General features: G+C 62.1%; 16 protein-coding genes. 4 read left to right on the top strand and 12 right to left on the bottom strand.

Translation table 11 applies throughout. The features are described from left to right. Positions 1–8: 8 nt before the first annotated feature. The 4 genes from CSQ93_RS09320 (at position 9) to CSQ93_RS09305 (ending at position 4,364) form a co-directional block, all read left to right on the top strand. Positions 9–1,376, top strand: a complete 1,368-nt coding sequence (locus CSQ93_RS09320) for a caspase family protein (RefSeq protein ID WP_099377808.1) — start codon at positions 9–11, stop codon at positions 1,374–1,376. An 85-nt stretch (positions 1,377–1,461) separates the two neighbouring features. After that, positions 1,462–2,283, top strand: coding sequence for a hypothetical protein (locus CSQ93_RS09315; RefSeq protein ID WP_099377807.1), 822 nt, complete (start codon positions 1,462–1,464; stop codon positions 2,281–2,283). Positions 2,284–2,314: 31 nt separating this feature from the next. Beyond that, a complete protein-coding gene (locus CSQ93_RS09310) occupies positions 2,315–3,046 on the top strand; it encodes a hypothetical protein (protein WP_099377806.1) in 732 nt (243 codons plus the stop codon). A 52-nt stretch (positions 3,047–3,098) separates the two neighbouring features. Beyond that, entirely contained in the window at positions 3,099–4,364 is a 1,266-nt protein-coding gene (locus tag CSQ93_RS09305; RefSeq protein ID WP_099377805.1) for a DUF6445 family protein, read from the top strand. Between the two features lie 62 nt (positions 4,365–4,426). Here the strand turns inward: CSQ93_RS09305 and CSQ93_RS09300 are convergent, their stop codons facing one another. The 12 genes from CSQ93_RS09300 to araD1 form a co-directional block, all read right to left on the bottom strand. Next, positions 4,427–5,368, bottom strand: a complete 942-nt coding sequence (locus CSQ93_RS09300; RefSeq protein ID WP_099377804.1) for a LysR family transcriptional regulator — start codon at positions 5,366–5,368, stop codon at positions 4,427–4,429. Positions 5,369–5,459: 91 nt separating this feature from the next. After that, on the bottom strand, positions 5,460–6,434 hold the full coding sequence (locus CSQ93_RS09295) for a glycoside hydrolase family 43 protein (protein WP_099377803.1): 975 nt from the start codon (positions 6,432–6,434) through the stop codon (positions 5,460–5,462). Positions 6,435–6,439: 5 nt separating this feature from the next. Further along, a complete protein-coding gene (yjfF, locus tag CSQ93_RS09290) occupies positions 6,440–7,414 on the bottom strand; it encodes a galactofuranose ABC transporter, permease protein YjfF (RefSeq protein ID WP_099377802.1) in 975 nt (324 codons plus the stop codon). Next, on the bottom strand, positions 7,411–8,493 hold the full coding sequence (locus CSQ93_RS09285; RefSeq protein ID WP_099377801.1) for an ABC transporter permease: 1,083 nt from the start codon (positions 8,491–8,493) through the stop codon (positions 7,411–7,413). The genes yjfF and CSQ93_RS09285 overlap by 4 nt, the downstream gene beginning before the upstream one ends. Then, positions 8,490–10,043, bottom strand: a complete 1,554-nt coding sequence (locus CSQ93_RS09280; RefSeq protein WP_099377800.1) for a sugar ABC transporter ATP-binding protein — start codon at positions 10,041–10,043, stop codon at positions 8,490–8,492. Before CSQ93_RS09280 ends, CSQ93_RS09285 begins: the two co-directional genes overlap by 4 nt. Before the next feature lie 9 nt (positions 10,044–10,052). Then, positions 10,053–11,015, bottom strand: coding sequence for an ABC transporter substrate-binding protein (locus CSQ93_RS09275; protein WP_099377799.1), 963 nt, complete (start codon positions 11,013–11,015; stop codon positions 10,053–10,055). A gap of 166 nt (positions 11,016–11,181) precedes the next feature. After that, positions 11,182–13,539: a glycoside hydrolase family 127 protein gene (locus CSQ93_RS09270; RefSeq protein WP_099377798.1), complete on the bottom strand. Its 2,358-nt coding sequence runs from the start codon at positions 13,537–13,539 to the stop codon at positions 11,182–11,184. A 9-nt stretch (positions 13,540–13,548) separates the two neighbouring features. Then, positions 13,549–14,574, bottom strand: a complete 1,026-nt coding sequence (locus CSQ93_RS09265; RefSeq protein ID WP_099377797.1) for an arabinan endo-1,5-alpha-L-arabinosidase — start codon at positions 14,572–14,574, stop codon at positions 13,549–13,551. Positions 14,575–14,639: 65 nt separating this feature from the next. Beyond that, positions 14,640–16,187 carry an alpha-N-arabinofuranosidase gene (locus CSQ93_RS09260; RefSeq protein WP_099377796.1) on the bottom strand — a complete coding sequence of 516 codons (1,548 nt, stop codon included), beginning with the start codon at positions 16,185–16,187 and terminating at the stop codon, positions 14,640–14,642. A 155-nt stretch (positions 16,188–16,342) separates the two neighbouring features. Then, the gene (locus tag CSQ93_RS09255) at positions 16,343–17,110 is read right to left on the bottom strand and encodes an SDR family NAD(P)-dependent oxidoreductase (protein WP_099377795.1); all 768 of its coding nucleotides are present in this window, start codon (positions 17,108–17,110) and stop codon (positions 16,343–16,345) included. Between the two features lie 34 nt (positions 17,111–17,144). After that, positions 17,145–18,722 carry an aldehyde dehydrogenase (NADP(+)) gene (locus CSQ93_RS09250; RefSeq protein ID WP_099377794.1) on the bottom strand — a complete coding sequence of 526 codons (1,578 nt, stop codon included), beginning with the start codon at positions 18,720–18,722 and terminating at the stop codon, positions 17,145–17,147. Continuing rightward, positions 18,719–19,711, bottom strand: a complete 993-nt coding sequence (araD1, locus tag CSQ93_RS09245; protein WP_099377793.1) for an AraD1 family protein — start codon at positions 19,709–19,711, stop codon at positions 18,719–18,721. The genes CSQ93_RS09250 and araD1 overlap by 4 nt, the downstream gene beginning before the upstream one ends. Positions 19,712–19,719: the final 8 nt, after the last annotated feature.

The raw sequence follows: 19,719 nt of genomic DNA, 5'->3' as shown, positions 1-19,719 counted from the left end.
GGACACCGATGCGCCGCATATTTCCCCTGTTATTGACCATCTTGTTCTTGCTGAGCAGCAACGCCACGCAAGCCGCCAGCGGCCCCGGCAAGCGCATCGCCCTGGTGATCGGCAACGCGGCCTATCCGCAACCGCTATTGAATCCCGTGAACGATGCGCGCGCCATGGCCGAACGCCTGCGCCGCCTGGGCTTTGAAGTGCTGTTGCGCACGGACATCAATGCGCAACAGCTGCAAAAGGCGTCGGCCGAGTTTTCCACGCAGGCGCGCGGCGCCGATATCGCCCTCGTGTTTTACGCGGGCCACGGCGCGCAGGCGGGCGAAGCCAATTATGTGTTGCCGCTGGGCGCCAACATGAATGCCCTGAGCGCTGCCGCCATCGCCGCGCAAGGCGTGTCCGTTTCCAGCCTGGCGGGCGATTTGCAGCGCACGGGCGCGCGCGGCGCCGTGCTGATCCTTGACGCTTGCCGCCAGGAATATACGCGCGGCGGCGCCGTGGTGGTCCCTGGCGGCAATGCGGCCAGCCACGGCTTTGCCGACACGCAAGCGCCACGCGGCGTGGTGATCGCCTATTCGGCGGGACCGGGCGCCCTGGCGCGCGATTTCTGGTCGTCCGATTCGCGCAACAGTCCCTACACGAGCGCCCTGCTCGACGCGCTGGACGCGCCGGGCTTGCCGATGAGCGACGTGTTTTCGCAAGTGGCGGCCAGGGTTGCCGCCATGACGCACGACGTGCAAAAACCGCGCGTGTCGTTTGGCGAAACGTCGGCGCGCCTGGTACTGAACATGGGCAGCGGCAAGGGCGTCAGCCAGCCGGCGCCGGGCGTGCTGGCCGGCGCGCAAGGCCAGGGCGGCATGCGCGCGCCTGCCCCGGCGGTGGAGAAGCCGGCAGCATCCGGCGCCAAGGTGTGGCCAGGCAATGTGCTGCAAGACATCAACTATGAAATCCGCATGCAGATCGCAGCCCGCCCGTTTCCCCGCCAGCAACTGGAAAAGCGCGCGCGCGGCGGAGACCTGGTGGCGCTGACGGCCCTCGGCTATGGCATCGGCGGCGGCGATGCGGGCATCAAACAGCCGAAGGCAGGCATGCAGTGGCTGGAAAAGGCGGCCGCGAAAGATTTTCCGATTGCGCAGACCTATCTGGCCGAATTGCTGATGGTCAAGGGTGACCCGGCCTCTTTGAAACGCGCGGGCGTGCTGCTGGATGCCGCCTCGCAGGCGGGCTACACGGCCGCGCACGCGTATAAATTCGACCTGGCCCGGCGCACGGGCGCGCCGCCACAGGATGCGGCCCGGCATTTGCAGGATGCTTTCATGGGCTTGATGAAGGATTACCAGGGCGCCGCCAAGGACATGATGCAGCCGCCAAAAAAATAATTCAAAATAATTTTGGATTTCTCTGAACTGCCCCCGTTATCCGTGGGTACATGCAATACAGCATGACAGTGACCAGGGAAATCCCATGCAAGCATCCAGCCCAGCAACAACAACCACCGGCCAACGTGGCCGCATCCTCGCCTACCAGCCGAGCGGACAGGGTTCCGTCAGCGTGGCCGGCATTCAACATGCGTTCGACGTCACCACGCACTGGCGCTCGGACGTGGCGCCCGCCATCAACGCCGTCGTCGACGTGCGCTTCGATGACGCAGGCAGCCTCGCCACCGTCAGCGCCGTGGCAACGCAGCAACTGGCGCAGGAAGAAATGGCCGGCGCGGCGAAACTGGCGCGCGACAAGGGCCAGCAACTGTGGGGCCAGGCCGTGTCCGCCTTGGGCATCAAGGTGCTGGCCAGCCTGGGCGTCCTGCTCGCCGGCGCCTTTGTCTTCAACACCATCGGCATCCGTTTGTTCGCCTCCGTCTCGCGTACCTATTGGCAGTTGCTGGGCCTGTCCGCCGACAGCCTGGAAAGCTTTGCCCGCGATGGCGGCGGCGGTTTTACGTCGGCACAATTTTTCTTCCTGCTGGCCATCGGCGCCTGCTGCGCCACGATGGTTAGCAAGCACCCGAAAGCGGCGCTGGGCAAGTGCGCGCCCCTGCTGTTCATCGTCATCCACAGCAGCTTGCTGTTCATCAAGATCAAGGGCGCCGTCAGCGATGCGGGTAACGCCATGGGCGGCATCATGGGCACCCGCGCGGCCCGCATGGCCGAGCAGATGGCCAGCGAAATGCTGGGGCAAGTGTGGCAAGGCCTCTCGTTTGGCATCGGTTTTTACCTGGTGCTGGCGTCTGCCATCGTCCTGGCCGCTTACGGCGTCGGCGAATACAAACGTAAAACCATCGGCTAAGCCACCTCACACATTCACTCAAGGAAATATCATGAACCGTACCCTCCCAGCCCTGCTCGCCATCGCCGTCCTGCTGTCCGCCTGCGGCAAGACGGATAACGCCACACCAGCCGCCTCCGCCCCCGTCGCCGCGAATGTCGCCGACATGGCCGCCAAGGCGCAAGTGAAGGCGGCCGCCGCCAGCCTGCCGCAAGCGGACGCTTCCACGCCAACGTCCAGCTATGTCGACATCACCAGCGGCCACCAGTTGATGTACAGCTACCTCGCCCTGTCCGGCCTGCCGCCCGACTATGCGGCCGTGGCGCAGCGCATCTCGCGCGAATATGCGGGCAGCAACGACGCCTTCCGCAAGCAGGAAGTGCTCGACGCCCTGAAACCGCAGATCGACGCCAAGGTCAATGAGGCCAAGGCGAAGCGCTACCTGCGCTACCAGATCAATGGCCAGGGCGCGCTGTCGCCGTACGCGATGGACAAGGCCGCCTTCCCCGCCAAGTTCGCCGACGCGGGCACGTATTACTACATGTACGACAACGGCGACTACAAGCTGGCGTTCACGAATGGCGACGGTTATTCGCTGCTGAAAGTGGACCAGGATGCGGCGCGCAAGATCGAGGCGGCGCGCAGCGGCTACAAGGACTTCGCCATCGTCGTCTACGCCTACGCCCAGGAAACGGACATGGCCAGCAACCAGGTCAAGGCGCAGATCGTCAAGGTGGCGATCAAGCTGAACGGGGAAGAAATTCCCGTCAGCCAGGCGCGCTAGAACGGCCTCGGTTACACTGTTCGCCACATTGCATCGGGATCGGGATCGGGACATGGGCGAACAGACACTGGCGGAACAACATCTGGCAAACGGGCATGGGCTGCAGCAGCAGGGCAAGCTGATCGAGGCGATCAACGCCTACCAGGCCGCGTATAAACTGAACCCTGCCCTGGCCGAAGCACAGCATTTCCAGGGCCTGGCGATGCTGGAACTGGGCCAGGGCGCCATCGGCCTGGGCTTGTTGAAACTGTCGCTCAAGCAGCAGCCCGACAATGCCCTGTTCCACTACAACCTCGGCAATGTGCTGCGCGGCACGGACAGCGAGGCGGCGCTGGCCAGCTACGTCACGGCGGCGCGGCTGGCGCCGCACGAACACGATTTCGCCATCAGCCATGCCGAATTGCTGCTGGGAAAACAGCGGCTGATGGAGACCATCGCCGAACTGGAACGGGCCCACGCCCTGCGTCCGCAGCGCTGGCAAACCCTGCAGGGACTGGCCGAGCTGTACTACCGCACGGGACAGCAGGAACTGGCCTTGCAACGCTACGCGCAAGGCCTTGCGCTGCATCCGGCGCTGACGCAAACGTGCCGCATCGGCTTCGCCAGTCCGCAAGCAGAACAGGTAGAAACTTTGACAGCGATCAACGTCGCGCCATCGCTGCACGATTTCCTGCGCGAAACGGACCTGCACATCCTCGACGATTTCCTGCCCGACCCGATCGCCTGGCGCGCGCAGGCGCTGGCGTTGCCGTTCGAGCAGCAGCGCTATGCGGGACAAAACTATCCGGGCAGCCAGACGGCAGGCCAGCCCAGTCAAGCCATCATGGAGCGCATCGCCACGGCGCTGGGCCGCCCCATCCGTTTCATCTCGCCCGACAACGGTTCGTATCGCCTCAGCTATGCGGACGCGATGGCGCGCACGGATATCCACGTGGACAATGAGACGGGCAACAATTTCAATTTCTATGCGGGCGTGCTGTATCTGAACCCGCCCGAGCAATGCCAGGGCGGCACCACGTTCTGGCGCCACCAGCCCAGCGGCTGGTACCGGAGGTTGCCCGAGGCAGACGTGAAAGCGGGCGGCTACGCCAGCTTCAAGGACTTCCAGAAACGCTGGCTGCCGAACAGTAAAGTGCAGAAATTCAACGACTTGCAGGAACAGCGCGACAGTTGGCAAGCCCTGCTGGAAGTGCCGATGCGCCACAACCGCCTGATCGTGTACAAGGGACATTACTTTCACTCGATCAGCAATGTGTTTGGCGACACGCCGGAGAATGGCAGACTGGTGCAGCTGTTTTTCTTTGAGGTGCCGGATTGAACCCCAAAAGCAAGATCCGGGGTCGTACCCTGAGGGTACGACCCCAGCATTTGCCGTTGGGTTTAATACATATCCGCCGCCGTGGCGCGTACCGCTTTCAACAGCATATCCGCGCCCGGCGACAGCAAATGATCCTGCTGGCGGATGATGCCGAACGCATCCATCTTGCACGGCAGTTCGATGGGCAAAATGCTCAGCACGTTCAGCGACTCATAGTAATGGGCCACTTCCGTCGGCATCACGTGCAGGGAATCCGTCTGCTGCAGCAGGGACGTGATCAGGAGCAAGGCTGTCGTGTCGACCACGTCGACGGGCGGTTCCAGGCTGGCGCGGCGGAACATCATGTCGAAGCGGTGGCGCAGGATGCTGCCTTGCGGCGGCAAGATCCACGGCTGGCCCGCCAAGTCTTTCAACTGCAGATTCTTGCGCGCCAGCAGCGGATGGCCATTGCGCGCCACGGCGCTGGCCGGCTCTTCCGTCAATTCCTCGTAGATGAGTCCCGCGCTGCTTTCCTTTTCCAGGATGCGCCCGATCATGAAATCGAGCGTGCCGTGCTGCAGCATGTCCATCAAGGTATTGCTGTGCTCCAGGTGCACGCCGATGCGCATCAAGGGCGCCTGCTGCTTGATGCGGGCAATCGCGCGCGGCAGCAAGGCCATGGCTGGCGTCATGATGACCCCCACTTCCACCTGGCCCGTCAGGCCTGATTTGAGCGCGACGATGTCGTCATGCGCCAGCGACAGGCTCGTCAGGGCCATGCGAGCGTGGCGTATCATCGTCTCGCCGTAGATGGTCGGCTCCATGCCGCGTGGCAACCTGTCGAACAGGCGCACGTCGAGCATCTCTTCCAGGTCCTTGATTTGCTTGGACGCGGCCGGCTGCGTCATGTGCAATTCTTCCGCCGCGCGGTGGATGTTGCGCTGCTCGTCAAGGGCGATCAACAGCAGCAATTGCCGCGTCTTCAGGCGGGCTCGCAAGAACCAGTTGGGGTTGAGGGTATCCATGAATAAATCATATCATGATCGATATCGGATACTGATGGATATCGATATTGTTGATATCGGTGTGTCTCCTTTTTGTACTTGTTGAAATGGCTCAGGATGCCTTGCAGGCGGCGCTCGGGTTGGCGGCCGGGCCAGCCGTTTGATGGATGAATTCGATGGTGCCATCCGGCTTGTATTTCAGCTCTTCCACCGCCACGGAACGCCGGTATTCTCCACCGCCGGGCAACTTGTCATTGTGATAAAAGATGTAGGACTTGCCGTTGAATTCGATGATGGCCTGGTGAATGGTTTTCACGACGGCATTCTTGTCCATGATGGTGCCGCGGAAATGCCAGGGCCCCGTCGGTGTCGGCCCTGTCGAATACGCCGTCTCCTCGGGGAAATTGCGCGAGTACGACAAATAATACGTACCCGCATGCTTGTGCATGTAGGCAGCTTCCGTGAACGCATCCATGCCGAAAGTCAAAATCGGGCCGTCCAGCTCCGTCATATTGGCTTTCAGCTTGGCGTATTTCAAGACCGTGTTGCCCCAGTAAATATAGGCCTGGCCATCCGTATCGATGAAGACGGCCGGGTCGATGTCGTCCCAGGGAATGGCAGTCTGTTTCGTCATGTCGTTCGTGATCAGGGCGCTGCCGCGCGCATCGACGAACGGCCCCGTGGGGCTGTCGGACACGGCCACGCCGATGGCCTTGCCGGCGATGGTCTTGTGATCAACGGTGGAGTAAAAATAGTACTTGCCGTCGCGCTTGACGATGTCGCCGGCCCAGGCATCCTTGCCGGCCCACGCGAAGGTCGAGTAACGCACGGGCGAGCCGTGGTCCGTCCAGTTCGCCATGTCGCACGAAGAATACACGCGCCACTCGTGCATGCGGTAATCCGTATCCGTGGCGCTCGCTTCATCGTGGCCCACGTACAGATACACCCTGCCATTGTCGACCAGCGCGGCCGGATCACCCGTGTAGATGTTTTTCACGATGGGATTGGCCGCCTGCGCGCCAAAGGTGACACAGGCGAGCGCCGCCGCCATGCCGATGGCTGCGGCAAGTGTGTGTTGCTTCAACATAAAGGTTAACTCCCGTTGGTATTTTTCTGGCCCATGGCCATCAGTCTTTGCACGACGCAAAAGACGAACAGCAGGCCGCCGATGACGATCTTGGTCCACCACGAGCTGAGCGTGCCGTCAAAGGCGATCAGGGTCTGGATGGTGCCCAGCACCAGCACGCCCGACAGCGCGCCCGCCACATAGCCGTAGCCGCCGCTGAGCAGGGTGCCGCCGATGACGACAGCGGCAATCGCGTCCAGTTCCGTGCCTTGCGCATGCAAGCCATAGCCGGACAGCATGTAAAACGAAAACAGCACGCCGCCGAGCGAGGCACAAAAACCGCTGAAGGCATAGATCAGCACCTTGGTACGGCCCACAGGCAAGCCCATCATCAGGGCCGACTGTTCGTTGCCGCCGATCGCATACACGGCGCGGCCAAACGGCGTGGCGTGCGCCAGCCAGATGGCCAGCAGCAATGTGATCACGGCAATCACCACGCCCGGCGAGACGAAGCCACCCAGAAAGCTCAACTGAGTCTGCGACATGGCCACGAACAGCGGGTCATCGATGGTGATGGAATTGATGCTGATCAAGTAGCACAGTCCGCGCGCCAGAAACATGCCGGCCAGGGTAACGATGAACGGCTGCAATTTGAAATAATGGATCAGCGCCCCCATGCTGGCGCCAAAGACGGTACCCAGCGCCAGCACGGTGACGATCACCAGCAGCGGCGGCCAGTGCGCCACGTTCAGCAGCCAGGCGGCAATCATGGTCGACAGGGCCAGCACGGAACCGACGGACAGATCGATGCCGCCGGAGACGATGACGAAGGTCATGCCGACGGCGATCACCAGCAAAAAGGCGTTATCGATCAACAGGTTAAAGATCACTTGCGTCGACAGCAGGCCCGGATAGGCGGCGCCACCGAGGCCCAGCATCACCACCAGCAGCAAGACCGTGACGAGCGAGGTGAAATACGGGGTGTGCAGCAAGCCCTTCATGCTTTTCTCCGATGCAGCAATTGCTTGAATTCCGACGATTGCGACAGGCAGACGAGGAAGACGACGACGGACTTGACGACCATGTTCACTTCCGGCGGCACGCCCAGCGAATAAATCGTGTAGGTCAGGGTCTGGATGATGAGGGCGCCGATCATGCTGCCGACTAAGCTGAACTTGCCGCCGGCCAGGGACGTACCGCCCAGGGTCACGGCCAGGATGGCGTCCAGTTCCAGCATCAGGCCCGCGTTGTTCGCGTCGGCGCTCTTGATGTTCGAGCTGATCATCAGGCCCGACAGCCCCGCGCAGGCCGCGCAAAAGACGTAGACGAAGAAGATCAGGGTGGCAGTCTTGATGCCGGCCAGGCGCGCGGCGACGGGATTGATGCCGACGGCCTGGATGAACAGGCCCAAGGCGGTTTTCCGCATCAGCACGGCCGTGATGAGAAACACGGCAGCGACGAGAAACAGCGAGAACGGCAAGCCGAACAGGTAACCGCTGCCGATGAAAAAGTACGGCTGATAATAGACGGTGACGATCTGGCCATCCGTCAGTAATTGCGCCAGGCCGCGCCCCGCCACCATCAGGATCAGGGTGGCGACGATGGGCTGCAAGCCGAGACCCGCCACCAGCACGCCATTCCAGGCGCCGCACAGCAGGGCCGCGCCCAGGGCGGCCGCCAGGGCCCAGCCCATGGGGATGTTGCTGACGTAGGTCGGCACGCCATTCTCCATCACCATGGTGCCGCCGATCAGCATGGCAGCCACGGTGCCGGACAGGGCCACGACGGCACCCACGGAAATATCGATCCCGCGCGTGGCGATCACCAGGGTCATGCCCAGCGCCGCCAGCATCAAGGGCGCCGCGCGGTTGACGATGTCGATCACGCTGCCGTACAAGTGACCGTCGCGAATTTCCAGGTGAAAAAAGCCGGGGATGGCAAAGAAATCGACCAGCAACAGCAGCAACAGCGCGGCCAGGGGCCGGCTCAGGGGGTGATGCAAGACACTCTGCAACATGGAAGCATTCGTAAGGGAAGCCGCACGCGCCAGTGGCGCGCTGGAGGGCGTGGATAAACTCATGTGGCGTCTCCGGCAATCACTTGCAGCACGGAGCTGTCGTCCAGCTCGCCGCGCGCATAGTCGCCGCAGGCCTTGCGGTCGCGCATGACCAGGATACGATCGCTGCAGCGCAGCACTTCCGGCAATTCGGACGAGATGAACAGGATGGCCATGCCCTTGCGGCAGAGTTTGCCCACATAGCTCATGATTTCCTGCTTGGCGCGCACGTCGATGCCGCGCGTCGGTTCATCGAGAATCAGCATGGCCGGCGAGGTCACCAGCCAGCGCGCCAGCAAGGCCTTTTGTTGATTGCCGCCCGACAGGCTGCCGATCGGCGTTTCGATGCTGGCCGTCTTGATGCCGAGCGCTTTCACATATTCATCGGCCAGCGCCTGCTGGCGTTTGAACGGAATGGCGCGCAGCAAGCCCGTGCGGGCCTGCAAGGCCAATATGATGTTTTCGCGCACGGACAGCGACAAAATCGCGCCCTCGTGCTTGCGGTCTTCCGAGCAAAAGCCGATATCCCGGGCAATCGCATCGCGCGGCACGTTGAACTGGCGTGCCTTGCCTTGCATGGTGATGGAACCGGAGTCAGCCTTGTCGGCGCCGAACAGCAAACGCGCCAATTCCGTGCGGCCCGAGCCGAGCAAGCCGGCCAGGCCCAGCAGTTCACCCTGTCGGATGTGGAAATCCATGGGCAGCAAGGCACCCTTGCGGCCCAGTCCCTGCGCTTCGAGCACGGTCGGACCAAAGCTGGCGGCGCCCGCGTCTTGCGCCAGATCAAGCTCTTGCGCCACGGTGTCGGCCGCCACGCCGATCATTTTATTGACCAGCGCCAGGCGCGACAGCTCGCTGCACGCATACTCTCCCTCGCGCTCGCCATTGCGCATGACGGTGATGCGGTCGGAAATGGCGTAGGTCTGGTCAAGGAAGTGGGTGACGAACAGAATCGCCATGCCCTGCTCGCGCAGGCGGCGCAGCACGGAAAACAGCAGATTGACTTCCGCCTCGTCCAGGCTGGACGTGGGTTCGTCAAGGATCAGCACGCGGGCCGAAATGTTCAGCGCGCGCGAAATGGCCACCATTTGCTGGATGGCCAGCGGAAAGCTGGACAGTTGCGCCGTGACATCGATATCGATCTGCAATTGCTGCAGCAAGGCACGCGCCTGTTGCTGCATGGAACGCCAGTCAATCGGGCCAAAACGGGCGCCAAAGCGGCGCGGGTAGCGGCCGATAAAGATGTTTTCCGCCACCGACAGGTTCGGGCACAGATTGACTTCCTGGTACACGGTGCTGATGCCCAGTCCCTGGGCATCCGAGGTGGACGCGGGCGCAATGGGCTTGCCATCGAGCAAAATCTGGCCGCTGTCGGGCGTGTAGACGCCCGTCAGCACCTTGATCAGGGTCGATTTCCCGGCGCCATTTTGCCCCATCAAGGTATGCACTTCACCCGGATACAGGCGCAGGGCTACGTCGCTGAGGGCTTTGACGCCGGGAAAAGACTTGCTGATGCCGCGCAACTCCAGCAAGGGAGCTGGCGCGGCATTGTGTTGCGCTTGCGTGTTCATCATGCGGCAAGCTTAGTACTTACGGTTCGGGAATTCCTTGGCTGCCACCTCGGCAGGGAACACGCCTTCCACCGTCGTGATGCGCGCCGGCACGGGTTTGCCGGCCACCACATCGCGGGCAATCGACATCAGTTGCGGGCCCAGTAGCGGGCTGCATTCCACGGTGACATTCAGCTTGCCGGCGATCATGGCCTCGAACGCGCCTTTGACGCCATCGATCGAAATGATGATGATGTCCTTGCCCGGTTTCATGCCCGCTTCTTCGATGGCCTGGATGGCGCCGATGGCCATGTCGTCATTGTGCGCGTACAGCACGTTGATCTTCTTGCCTTCCGCCTTCAGGAACGCTTCCATCACTTCCTTGCCCTTGGCGCGCGTAAAGTCGCCCGTTTGCGAACGGATGATCTTCATCTTCGGATTCTTGCCGATGACTTCCAGGAAACCGGCCTTGCGGTCGATGGCAGGTGCAGAGCCGACCGTGCCTTGCAGCTCGACGATGTTCAGGGTGGCATCGGGGGTTTTCTTGGCGTGCTCGAGCAGCCATTGGCCGGCGCGGCGGCCCTCTTCCACGAAGTCGGAACCGATGAAGGTCACGTACAGCGATTTGTCGGCCACGTTGACGGCGCGGTCCGTCAGGATGACGGGAATCTTGGCAGCCTTGGCTTCACGCAAGACGGTATCCCAGCCCGATTCAACGACGGGCGAGAAGGCGATCACGTCGACTTTTTGCGCGATGAACGAACGCAGCGCCTTGACCTGGTTTTCCTGCTTTTGCTGCGCATCAGCAAATTTCAGGGTGACGCCGTCTTTCTTGGCAGCATCCTTGATGGAGACGGTATTGGCGGTGCGCCATTCGCTCTCGGCGCCTACCTGCGAAAAGCCCATGACGAGGGGCTTGGCGGCGAAAGCGGAAGAAGTAGCGGACAGTGCGAGCAGCATGGCGCTGGCGAGGAGTGTGCGGCGTGTCAATTTCATTCTTGTCTCCAGTTTTTTTTGGAATACCATCACAGCCGGATGCCGGATGGGCGGTTTTTTATGAACCCATGGTAGGAGAAAGCAACATAGCCATCCAATCAATTCTTTTTCGCTTGCGATACCGATTTGCGTATCACTGGATGGCGTCCTTGCCCGTTCCTGCGACTCAGCGCAGCAAGCGCAGCCCGTACAGGCCGCCCGCCACGGAATCCTTGCCGGCGACAAATTTCACGACCAGCTTGCCGTTCTCCGCCGCCACCAGCGCCTTGGGAATGGCGATATCGAGCGTATGCAATTCCTGCGGCGCATCGGCCGTCACGGCAACCGTCTGCAGCTTCGTGCCGTTCACCAGCACGTCGAAGGTCCTGCCCGCATCGAGGGTAGAGAGGGTCAGGCGCAATATCCTCGCCTCGGCTTGCGGGTCGCTCAATTCATAGCTGAACCAGCCCGTCGCATGGCGCCAGTGCCGGCCCTTGTTGACGCCGTTTTCTCCGCCTTCGGCCTGGAAGAAATGGTCGGACTCGGGCTGCTGTTGTCCCGGTGCCACCTGGTCGATGGTTTGCGCGTCGAGCGCCAGGCGCTCGGATTCCGCCTGGCGCGTGGATTCCTGCAGCTGCGCCAGCCTGGCGGACGTGGACACGGGCCAGTACAGCATGTAGCGCGAGTCATGCAGGCGGAAGAACGGGATCAGTTTGATCGTCGCCGCATCCTTGCCCTGGATCAAGCCGGGCGCCGTGAATGTCAGCGGCTGGCCCTTCACGGGTTTGATCTTGTGCATGAACTCTTTTGTGTCGCTGACGAACAGCGGCGACGATTCCAGCGGACACACTTGCCCCTGGGCGATATGGCCCATGCGCGAGTCGTCCGCAAAATAGTTCAGTTGTTCATTCGCAAACGGCTGCGTCCTGGCGGCCAGCACGATGGGGCCGTGCAGCACGGCGTAGTAATTCGACTGGTCCGGCATCTGTTCCAGGCGCGTCGTCATCGGCAGCACCACGTCGACCGTGTCGCCCGCTTTCCAGGCGCGCGTGATCGTCACATACTCGCCCGGCGCGCCGTTCACCCGCAGGGACTTGCCATTGAGTTTGACGCGCAACTTGCCCTTGGCTACCCACTGCGGGTAGCGTATCTTCATGCTGAAGGTTTTATTTCCCAGCACCTTGATGCGCGTCGTGTCCTGGTCGGGAAACTGGGTCGATTGCACGATCTTGACGCCCTGCTGTGCCCAGTCCAGGGTGGACGCCATGAACAGGTTCACGTACAGGGCGTCGCCGTCATGCGCGTAGATGAACTCGCCATATTTGGCCTGGCTTTCGATGCCGGAACCCACGCAGCACCACATGCCCTTGTCCACTTGCGAATACACGCGGTAGTGGTTCGGGCGCATGGGCGTGAAATACACGAAGCCACCCGTGCCCGGGCGCTGCGACGACAGGATATGGTTGTACAGGGCGCGCTCGTAGTAATCCGTGTATTTGACCTGCTCATCGCGGCGAAACAGCTGCTGCGTGAGCTTGAGCATATTGTAGGTGTTGCACGTCTCCGGCCCTTCGACCTCTTCCACCATCGAAGAAAAATCGTGCTCGTCATGAAAATGTTCCTTGACGCTATTGCCGCCGATGGCCACCGTGCGCTTGTCGTGCACAGTTTGCCAAAAGAATTGCGCCGCCTGCTGCCAGTCGCGCCGGCCCGTCAGCGCGCCGATGCGCTCGAAACCGATCACCTTTGGGATTTGCGTATTCGCATGCAAGCCCGTCAGCTTGTCTTGCCCCGCCACCAAAGGTTGCAAGACCTCCTGGTGCGAAAAACGCACGGCCAGGTCCAGGTAGCGCTGGTCGCCCGTCATCGTGTAGACGTCGGCCAGCACTTCGTTCATGCCGCCGTGCTCGGCGCGCAGCATGGCTTGCATCTGCTCATCGCTCAAGGACCCCGACAGTTTCACGGCCCAGTCCGACAAGGCGATCAGCATGGCCTTCGCTTCAAGATTGCCGGCGTACTGGTACGCGTCGCGCAAGCCCGCAAATACCTTGTGCAGGTTGTACCACGGCACCCATTTACCATTGACGGAGAAGGTATCCGCCTGCAACTCTCCCTTGGCGATGGCTTGCCAGGCGGCATTGCCATCGGGAATGCCGCCCAGATAACCATTGCCATTGGCGTCCTGGCATTTCTTCAGTTCCGCCACCACATAGTTCAGGCGTTCGCGCGCCTGCGCATCGCCCGTGGACGCCACCATCAGCGCCAGCGCGGACAGGTAATGCCCGCCCAAATGCCCATCGAGACCCGTCGACTCCCAGTTGCCATAGCTGGGCTGGATTGGCGGCAAGCCCGCCTCGCGGCGAAACGGCGCCAGCAATTTGTCCGGCTCGAAAGCCAGCAAATAGTGCAAATCCGTCGTCTGTGCGTCGAGAAACGGCCCCGCGTTCAAGCGCACGGATGCGAGAGGAAACAGTTCGGCTGCCTGCAGGACAGGCGTGGCAAGGCCGCTGGCGGCCAGCGCCAGCATCAACACGGTCTTGTACATGGTGCGCCCTTAGGGTTGGGCAGCCGGCAATTGGCGGCTCTGGTAGCGGTTCAAGTCGCGCGCATCGACCCGCGGCCAGCCATCCTTGTCCCACGTCATGGGCAGGATCTTGAGCTTCTGCAAATAATTGTCCGCCGTCTCATACGCGTGCAGCACCAGGTAATCCTTGCCGTCAAACGTGTAGGCGCTGTTGTGGCCCAGGCCCTTCCAATCCTTGTCGCCCTGCAGCAGCACCGTGCCGCCGCCCTGCGCCATGTCGCGGCCATCCTTGTCCAGGTACGGTCCCGTCACGCTCCTGGAGCGACCCACGGCCAGGTGATAGGTGCTTTTTTCCTTCTGGCAGCACAAGCCCCAGGACACAAAGAGGAAGTAATCGTTGCCGTGCTGGAAGATGAACGGCGCCTCAATTTCCTCGGGCGCTGGCTTGAATTCGCCTGCCCTTGGCGGCAGGGGCACGCGGCGGGCCAGCGAGTGCCACTCTTGCGGTTCCGCAATACGAGTCCAGTCTTTGTTGAGTTTCACCAGCTTGATGCCATTCCAGAACGAGCCGAACGACATCCACGGCGTGCCCTTCGCGTCGGTGATGATGTTCGAATCGATGGCATTCCACTCGTCGCGCTCGGGCACGGACTGCAGCAGCATGCCCTGGTCCACCCAGCGGTAGTCGGGCGAGCGGGGGTTCAAGGTCGTGTTGACGGTCACGCCGATGCCGGACGTGTTCTTGCCGAAGCCGGATACCGAGTAGTACAGATAATATTTACCGTCGTGAAATTGCACGTCGGGCGCCCAGATATGGTCGTCAAAGCTGGGAGCAGCTGTTTTTGCCCAGGTCGGTTGGCCCGCGAAGATGCGCCCTTCCGGCTGCCAGTCGACCATGTTTTTCGAACTGTAAAAGGTGATGCCGGGACCCGTGCTGTACAAATAATACGTGTCGCCTTCCTTGGCCATCACGGGGTCGTGCACGCTGACCTGGCTCGCCTGGACGGGACTGAGGGCAAGCATGGCCGCCAAGGCCATCGTTATCGAAAATCGCATCGTGTTCTCCACATGACCAGCCGGCCCGTCATGCGGGCCGGCTGGATATATCAAAATCGGCAGGTTTATTCGACCGCCACCACCACCACGGCCTTGGCGGGCACCGACACGGTCAGCTTGCCGCCTTGCGCCTTGGCATTAAACGCCACCGGTTGCACGGCTTGCGGTTGCGCAAAGCTGTTGACGGCATCCATCTTGCCTGCGGTCAGCACGCGACCTGTCACGCTGGCCACTTGCTTGCCCGCCAGCGCCACGCTCACATCGACGGCCTTGTGCGGGTTCGTATTGACCAGCGACAAGTACACCTTGCCATCCTTGCCGCGCGCGGCCGAGGCGCTCACTTCAGGAATGCTGACCTTGCCCAGGCTGTATTTGCCATTGCCACTGATGGCGACCGGCAGCGAGGTGGCATCCTGGAACGGCACGTACATTTCAAACGCGTGATACGTGGGCGTGAGGAAATATTTGTCCTTGTCCGTGATGATCATCGCCTGCAGCACGTTGACCATTTGCGCGATATTCGTCATGCGCACCCGGTCCGCGTGGGCGTGGAAAATATTGAAGTTCAAGGCGGCGACCAGCGCATCGCGCAAACTGTTTTGCTGGAACAAAAAGCCCGTGTTGGTGCCCGGCTCGACGTCGTACCAGGTGCCCCATTCATCGACGTACAAGCCCGTCTTTTTCGAGGGATCGTTCTTGTCGATGGCGGCGATATTGTTCTTGATCAAACTATCGATGCGCAGGGTGCGGCTCAGGGTGGAAATCCACTCATTTTCGCCAAAGCCTGTGGCGGCGCCCTTCTTTTCCCATACGCCGGTCGGTACCGTGTAGTAGTGGAAACTGATGGCGTCCATCATGTTCGGCTTGATTTCGCGGCTCAGGGTGCTGGACCAGCTGATGTCGTCGTCATTGCCGCCGCTGGCGATGAATTTCGGGCGCGCGCTTTCCGGCGTCTTCATGAAGGTGTGATAGTGCTTGTACAGGTCGGCGTAATACTGCGGGCGCATATTGCCGCCGCAACCCCAGGCTTCATTGCCGATGCCAAAGTAATCGACTTTATACGGCTGGGCGCGGCCATTCTTGCGGCGCAGTTCGGCCAGGGTCGATTTGCTGTCCGAGGTCATGTATTCGAGCCATTCGGACATTTCCTGCGGCGTACCGGACCCGAGGTTGCCGTTGATATAGGTTTGCGCGCCCAGCAGCTCGGCCAGGTCGAAGAATTCGTGCGTGCCAACGGCGTTCGATTCTTCCACGCCGCCCCAGTTGGTGTTGACCTTGGTCGGACGCTTCTCGCGCGCGCCGATGCCATCCTTCCAGTGGTATTCATCGGCAAAGCAGCCGCCCGGCCAGCGGACCAAGGGCACGTGCAACTGTTTCAGCGCGCCCAGCACATCGTTGCGCCAGCCCTTGGTATTCGAAATGCTGGACTCCGGCCCCACCCACATGCCTTCATAGATACCGGTCCCCAGGTGTTCGGCGAACTGGCCGTACACGTTCTTGTTGATCACGGAACCGGGCTTGGCCACGTCGATGGTGACACTGACGGGCGCGGCAAAGGCGCTGCCGGCCATGGCAAGGCTGAGGGCCACGATGCTGGTATGGATGAGTTTCATGCTGTCTCCTGTTTTTGAGTGAAAAGCAAGGGCCGGGATCAACCCGGCGATGGAATGGCGATGCCTCTCCTGCCGCGGGGTTGGGGCGGCAAGAGGGTATTTCTAGATCGGAGGTGCCGGTCAGTCCCGGCGCGGATTGAACGATGCGCTAAGGCTTAGATCCAGCCAGCGTCCACAATGAATTCCTGGGAGGAACACATAGCACCATCGTCCGAGGCGAGGAACAGCACCATGGCGGCGATGTCCTGTGGCATCAGCTTGCTTGGCAAGCACTGGCTTTTCTTGATTTCCACTTCCGCCGCGTCGTCGACCCACAGGTCGATCTGGCGCTGCGTCATGACCCAGCCCGGCGTGACGGTGTTGACGCGGATATTGTGCGCGCCATAATCGCGCGCCAGGCCCCGCGTGAGGCCCACGACGGCGGCCTTGGTGGTGGCATACACGGGATAGCCGCCCGACTTCATGTGCCAGGATATCGAGCTGACATTGATAATGGAACCGCCGCCCTGGCGCTTCATGCCCTCGAAGACGGCCTGGCAGGTGAAGAACATGGGACGTTGATTGATCGCAATGCGCTCGTTCCAGTATTCCAGCGTGACGTCCTGCGCCTGGTGGCGCTGGTCGTTGGCGGCATTGTTGACGAGGATATCGAAGTCGCCCAGCGTCTCCGCCAGTTCGGCCATGACGGCTTGCAAGGAGGGAATATCCGTGATGTCGCAAGGGCGGAACAATGGCGCCGCCAGACCCGCTTCGGCCAGGCGGCGGCACAGGGCCTCGCTCGCTTCCACGGCAATATCGACAAACGCCACCAGCGCGCCCTGGGCGGCAAACTCCGCCACCAGGGATTCGCCGATGCCGCTGCCGCCACCCGTGATGAACACGCGCTTGCCCTGCAAGCTGCCATATTTCGCCAATTGCTTCATCTTGTCTCCGCCTGTGTATTTTTATTTTTGATGATTAAAGTTTGCCTAATACGCCATCGTGACGGCGCCAGATCCCCAGCGGATTATCGTCGCGCAGCGACTCCGGCAGCAAGTCCTGCAGCAGGTTCTGGTACGACACGGGGCGCAGGAAGCGGTTGATGGCCGCCGTGCCCACCGACGTGCTGCGGCCGTCCGACGTGGCCGGGAACGGGCCGCCGTGCACCATGGCCGTCGATACTTCCACGCCCGTCGGGAAACCGTTGGCCAGGATGCGGCCCACGCGGCGTTCCAGCACGGGCAGCAGGCGGCGCGCGTCTTCCAGGTCGCCGGCATCCATCTGCAGGGTGGCCGTCAGCTGGCCTTCCAGGCTTTCCGTAATCTCCAGCAACTGTTGCATGTCGCGGCAAGCCACCAGCAAGGAGGCAGGGCCGAAGACTTCGTCGCGCAAGTCGTGCTTGGCCAAAAACGCTTCGCCCGAAGTGACGAACAGGGCCGCGGCGCCCTTGCCTTCGTCGCCCGTGTTTTGCACCAGCGGCGTCACGTCGGCGTGCTGCGCCAGGGCGGCAACGCCCTTGGCATAGCTGCTGGCTATGCCGGCCGTCAACATGGTGGCGGCCGGCGCAGGTACCAGCGCGTCGGCGGCAGCGGCGGCAAAGGCCGTGAAGTCGGCGCCGGCCAAGCCCAGCACGAGGCCGGGATTGGTGCAGAACTGGCCCACGCCCATCGTCAGCGAAGCGGCAAAGCCGCTGGCAATCGCCGCGCCACGGGCGGCCAGGGCTTGCGGCAGCACAAACACGGGGTTGATACTGCTCATTTCCGCATACACGGGTATCGGTTGCGCACGTTCCGCCGCCACCTTCATCAGGGCGATGCCGCCCGAACGCGACCCCGTAAAGCCGACAGCCTGGATGGCTGGATGGGCCACCAACGCCTGGCCGATGCCATTGCCCGTGCCCGTCAGCAAGGCGAACACGCCGGCCGGCAGCTTGCAGATGGCAATCGCTTTGACGATGGCGCGCGCCACCAGTTCCGACGTGCCAGGGTGGGCCGAGTGGGCTTTCAGCACGACAGGGCAACCGGCAGCCAGGGCCGAGGCCGTATCGCCGCCCGCCACCGAGAAGGCCAGCGGGAAGTTACTGGCTGCAAACACGGCGACGGGGCCCAGGCCGATCATGCGCAAGCGCAAGTCAGGACGCGGCGGCGTACGTTCCGGCAGCGGGCTGTCGATGCGCGCATCCGTCCACGATCCTTCGCGCAGCAAGCCGGCGAACAATTTCAATTGCCCCACCGTGCGGCCACGTTCGCCTTCCAGGCGCGCGCGCGGCAAACCGCTTTCCGTCATGGCGCGCACGATCAATTCGTCGCCCAGTTCGCCGATTTGCGCGGCGATGGTGTCGAGAAAATCGGCGCGCTGCGCATCCGTGGTGGCGCGGAAAGGGTCGAACGCGGCTTGCGCCAGACGGCATGCCTCGTCGATTTGCGCTACGTCAACCATGTGGAAGGCGGGCGCGATGTGGCCGCGCGCGGCCGGGTCCCACGCTTCGAAGGAGCCGCCATTGCCCTGGACGGCGACGCCGCCGATCAATGCATCACCGGTGATATTGAAACTCATAATGTGCTCACTTTCGCAAATTCGGTTGGGAAGACGTCGAGGCGGTTGCGCAAGGCAGGGCCAAAGGCCGGCGCTTCGATTTCAAAGGTTTCGCCCGGCGCCACGCTCACGCCATCGGCAAAGCTTAACGTTGCCGTGCCGAAGAAGTGCACGTGCACGTCGCCAGGGCGCTTGAACAGCGGATACTTGAAGTGATGGTGTTCCAGGTTGGCAATCGTGTGCGACATATTCTCTTCGCCGCTGACAAATGCCTTTTCCCAGCGCACATTGCCTGCCGCATCGAGCACGCGCGAAGTACCGGCGATATGCGCGGGCAATTCGCCCACCAGCATGGCCGGGCCCACGCTGCAGGCGCGCAGCTTCGAGTGGGCCAGGTACAGATAGTTCTGGCGTTCCGTGATGTGGTCCGAGAATTCATTGCCGATGGCGTAGCCGACGCGATATGGCTGGCCGTCGTCGCCGATCACGTACAGGCCGGCGATTTCCGGCTCTTCGCCGCCATCGAGGGCAAAGTCCGGCATGCGCAGCGGCTGGCCGCCAGCGCGCACGATGGAGCCGTCGCCTTTATAGAACCATTCTGGCTGGGCACCAGCCGTGCCGTCAGCCGGCTTGCCGCCTTCCACGCCCAGGCGGAACATTTTCATGGAGTCGCTCAAGGATTCCGCGTCGCCGCCGATCTTCTTGTGCATGGCGTCGCGCGCGCCGGCGCTGCCCAGGTGGGTCAGGCCCGTGCCCGTCACGTAACAGTGCGCTTCATCGGCGTGGTCGAGCGGCGCCAGCAGGCGGCCGCTGCCGGCCACGTCCGCATACAAGTGCGTGGCGTTGCCAACAGTGGCATTGACCAGCTCCGCCAGGTTGACCTTCTTGCGGATGGCGTCTTGCGCCAGCGCATAGGTCGTGTTGTAGCCTTCGATGACGCGGATCTGGTCGTCTTGCAGCAGGCCGACCAGGCGCCCGCCGTGTTCATTCGTAAATTGCAGCAACAGCATGATTCTCT

This window comes from Janthinobacterium sp. BJB426, assembly GCF_002735705.1.
Classification (GTDB): Bacteria; Pseudomonadota; Gammaproteobacteria; order Burkholderiales; family Burkholderiaceae_D; genus Janthinobacterium.
This window is presented reverse-complemented; position numbering and strand designations above follow the sequence as displayed.

What these genes read in the sequence shown, in the direction of transcription:
- CSQ93_RS09320 (WP_099377808.1), top strand. Translation starts at nt 9, where the DNA reads ATGCGCCGCATATTTCCCCTGTTATTGACCATCTTGTTCTTGCTGAGC.
- CSQ93_RS09315 (WP_099377807.1), top strand. Translation starts at nt 1,462, where the DNA reads ATGCAAGCATCCAGCCCAGCAACAACAACCACCGGCCAACGTGGCCGC.
- CSQ93_RS09310 (WP_099377806.1), top strand. Translation starts at nt 2,315, where the DNA reads ATGAACCGTACCCTCCCAGCCCTGCTCGCCATCGCCGTCCTGCTGTCC.
- CSQ93_RS09305 (WP_099377805.1), top strand. Translation starts at nt 3,099, where the DNA reads ATGGGCGAACAGACACTGGCGGAACAACATCTGGCAAACGGGCATGGG.
- CSQ93_RS09300 (WP_099377804.1), bottom strand. Translation starts at nt 5,368, where the DNA reads ATGGATACCCTCAACCCCAACTGGTTCTTGCGAGCCCGCCTGAAGACG.
- CSQ93_RS09295 (WP_099377803.1), bottom strand. Translation starts at nt 6,434, where the DNA reads ATGTTGAAGCAACACACACTTGCCGCAGCCATCGGCATGGCGGCGGCG.
- yjfF (WP_099377802.1), bottom strand. Translation starts at nt 7,414, where the DNA reads ATGAAGGGCTTGCTGCACACCCCGTATTTCACCTCGCTCGTCACGGTC.
- CSQ93_RS09285 (WP_099377801.1), bottom strand. Translation starts at nt 8,493, where the DNA reads ATGAGTTTATCCACGCCCTCCAGCGCGCCACTGGCGCGTGCGGCTTCC.
- CSQ93_RS09280 (WP_099377800.1), bottom strand. Translation starts at nt 10,043, where the DNA reads ATGATGAACACGCAAGCGCAACACAATGCCGCGCCAGCTCCCTTGCTG.
- CSQ93_RS09275 (WP_099377799.1), bottom strand. Translation starts at nt 11,015, where the DNA reads ATGAAATTGACACGCCGCACACTCCTCGCCAGCGCCATGCTGCTCGCA.
- CSQ93_RS09270 (WP_099377798.1), bottom strand. Translation starts at nt 13,539, where the DNA reads ATGTACAAGACCGTGTTGATGCTGGCGCTGGCCGCCAGCGGCCTTGCC.
- CSQ93_RS09265 (WP_099377797.1), bottom strand. Translation starts at nt 14,574, where the DNA reads ATGCGATTTTCGATAACGATGGCCTTGGCGGCCATGCTTGCCCTCAGT.
- CSQ93_RS09260 (WP_099377796.1), bottom strand. Translation starts at nt 16,187, where the DNA reads ATGAAACTCATCCATACCAGCATCGTGGCCCTCAGCCTTGCCATGGCC.
- CSQ93_RS09255 (WP_099377795.1), bottom strand. Translation starts at nt 17,110, where the DNA reads ATGAAGCAATTGGCGAAATATGGCAGCTTGCAGGGCAAGCGCGTGTTC.
- CSQ93_RS09250 (WP_099377794.1), bottom strand. Translation starts at nt 18,722, where the DNA reads ATGAGTTTCAATATCACCGGTGATGCATTGATCGGCGGCGTCGCCGTC.
- araD1 (WP_099377793.1), bottom strand. Translation starts at nt 19,711, where the DNA reads ATGCTGTTGCTGCAATTTACGAATGAACACGGCGGGCGCCTGGTCGGC.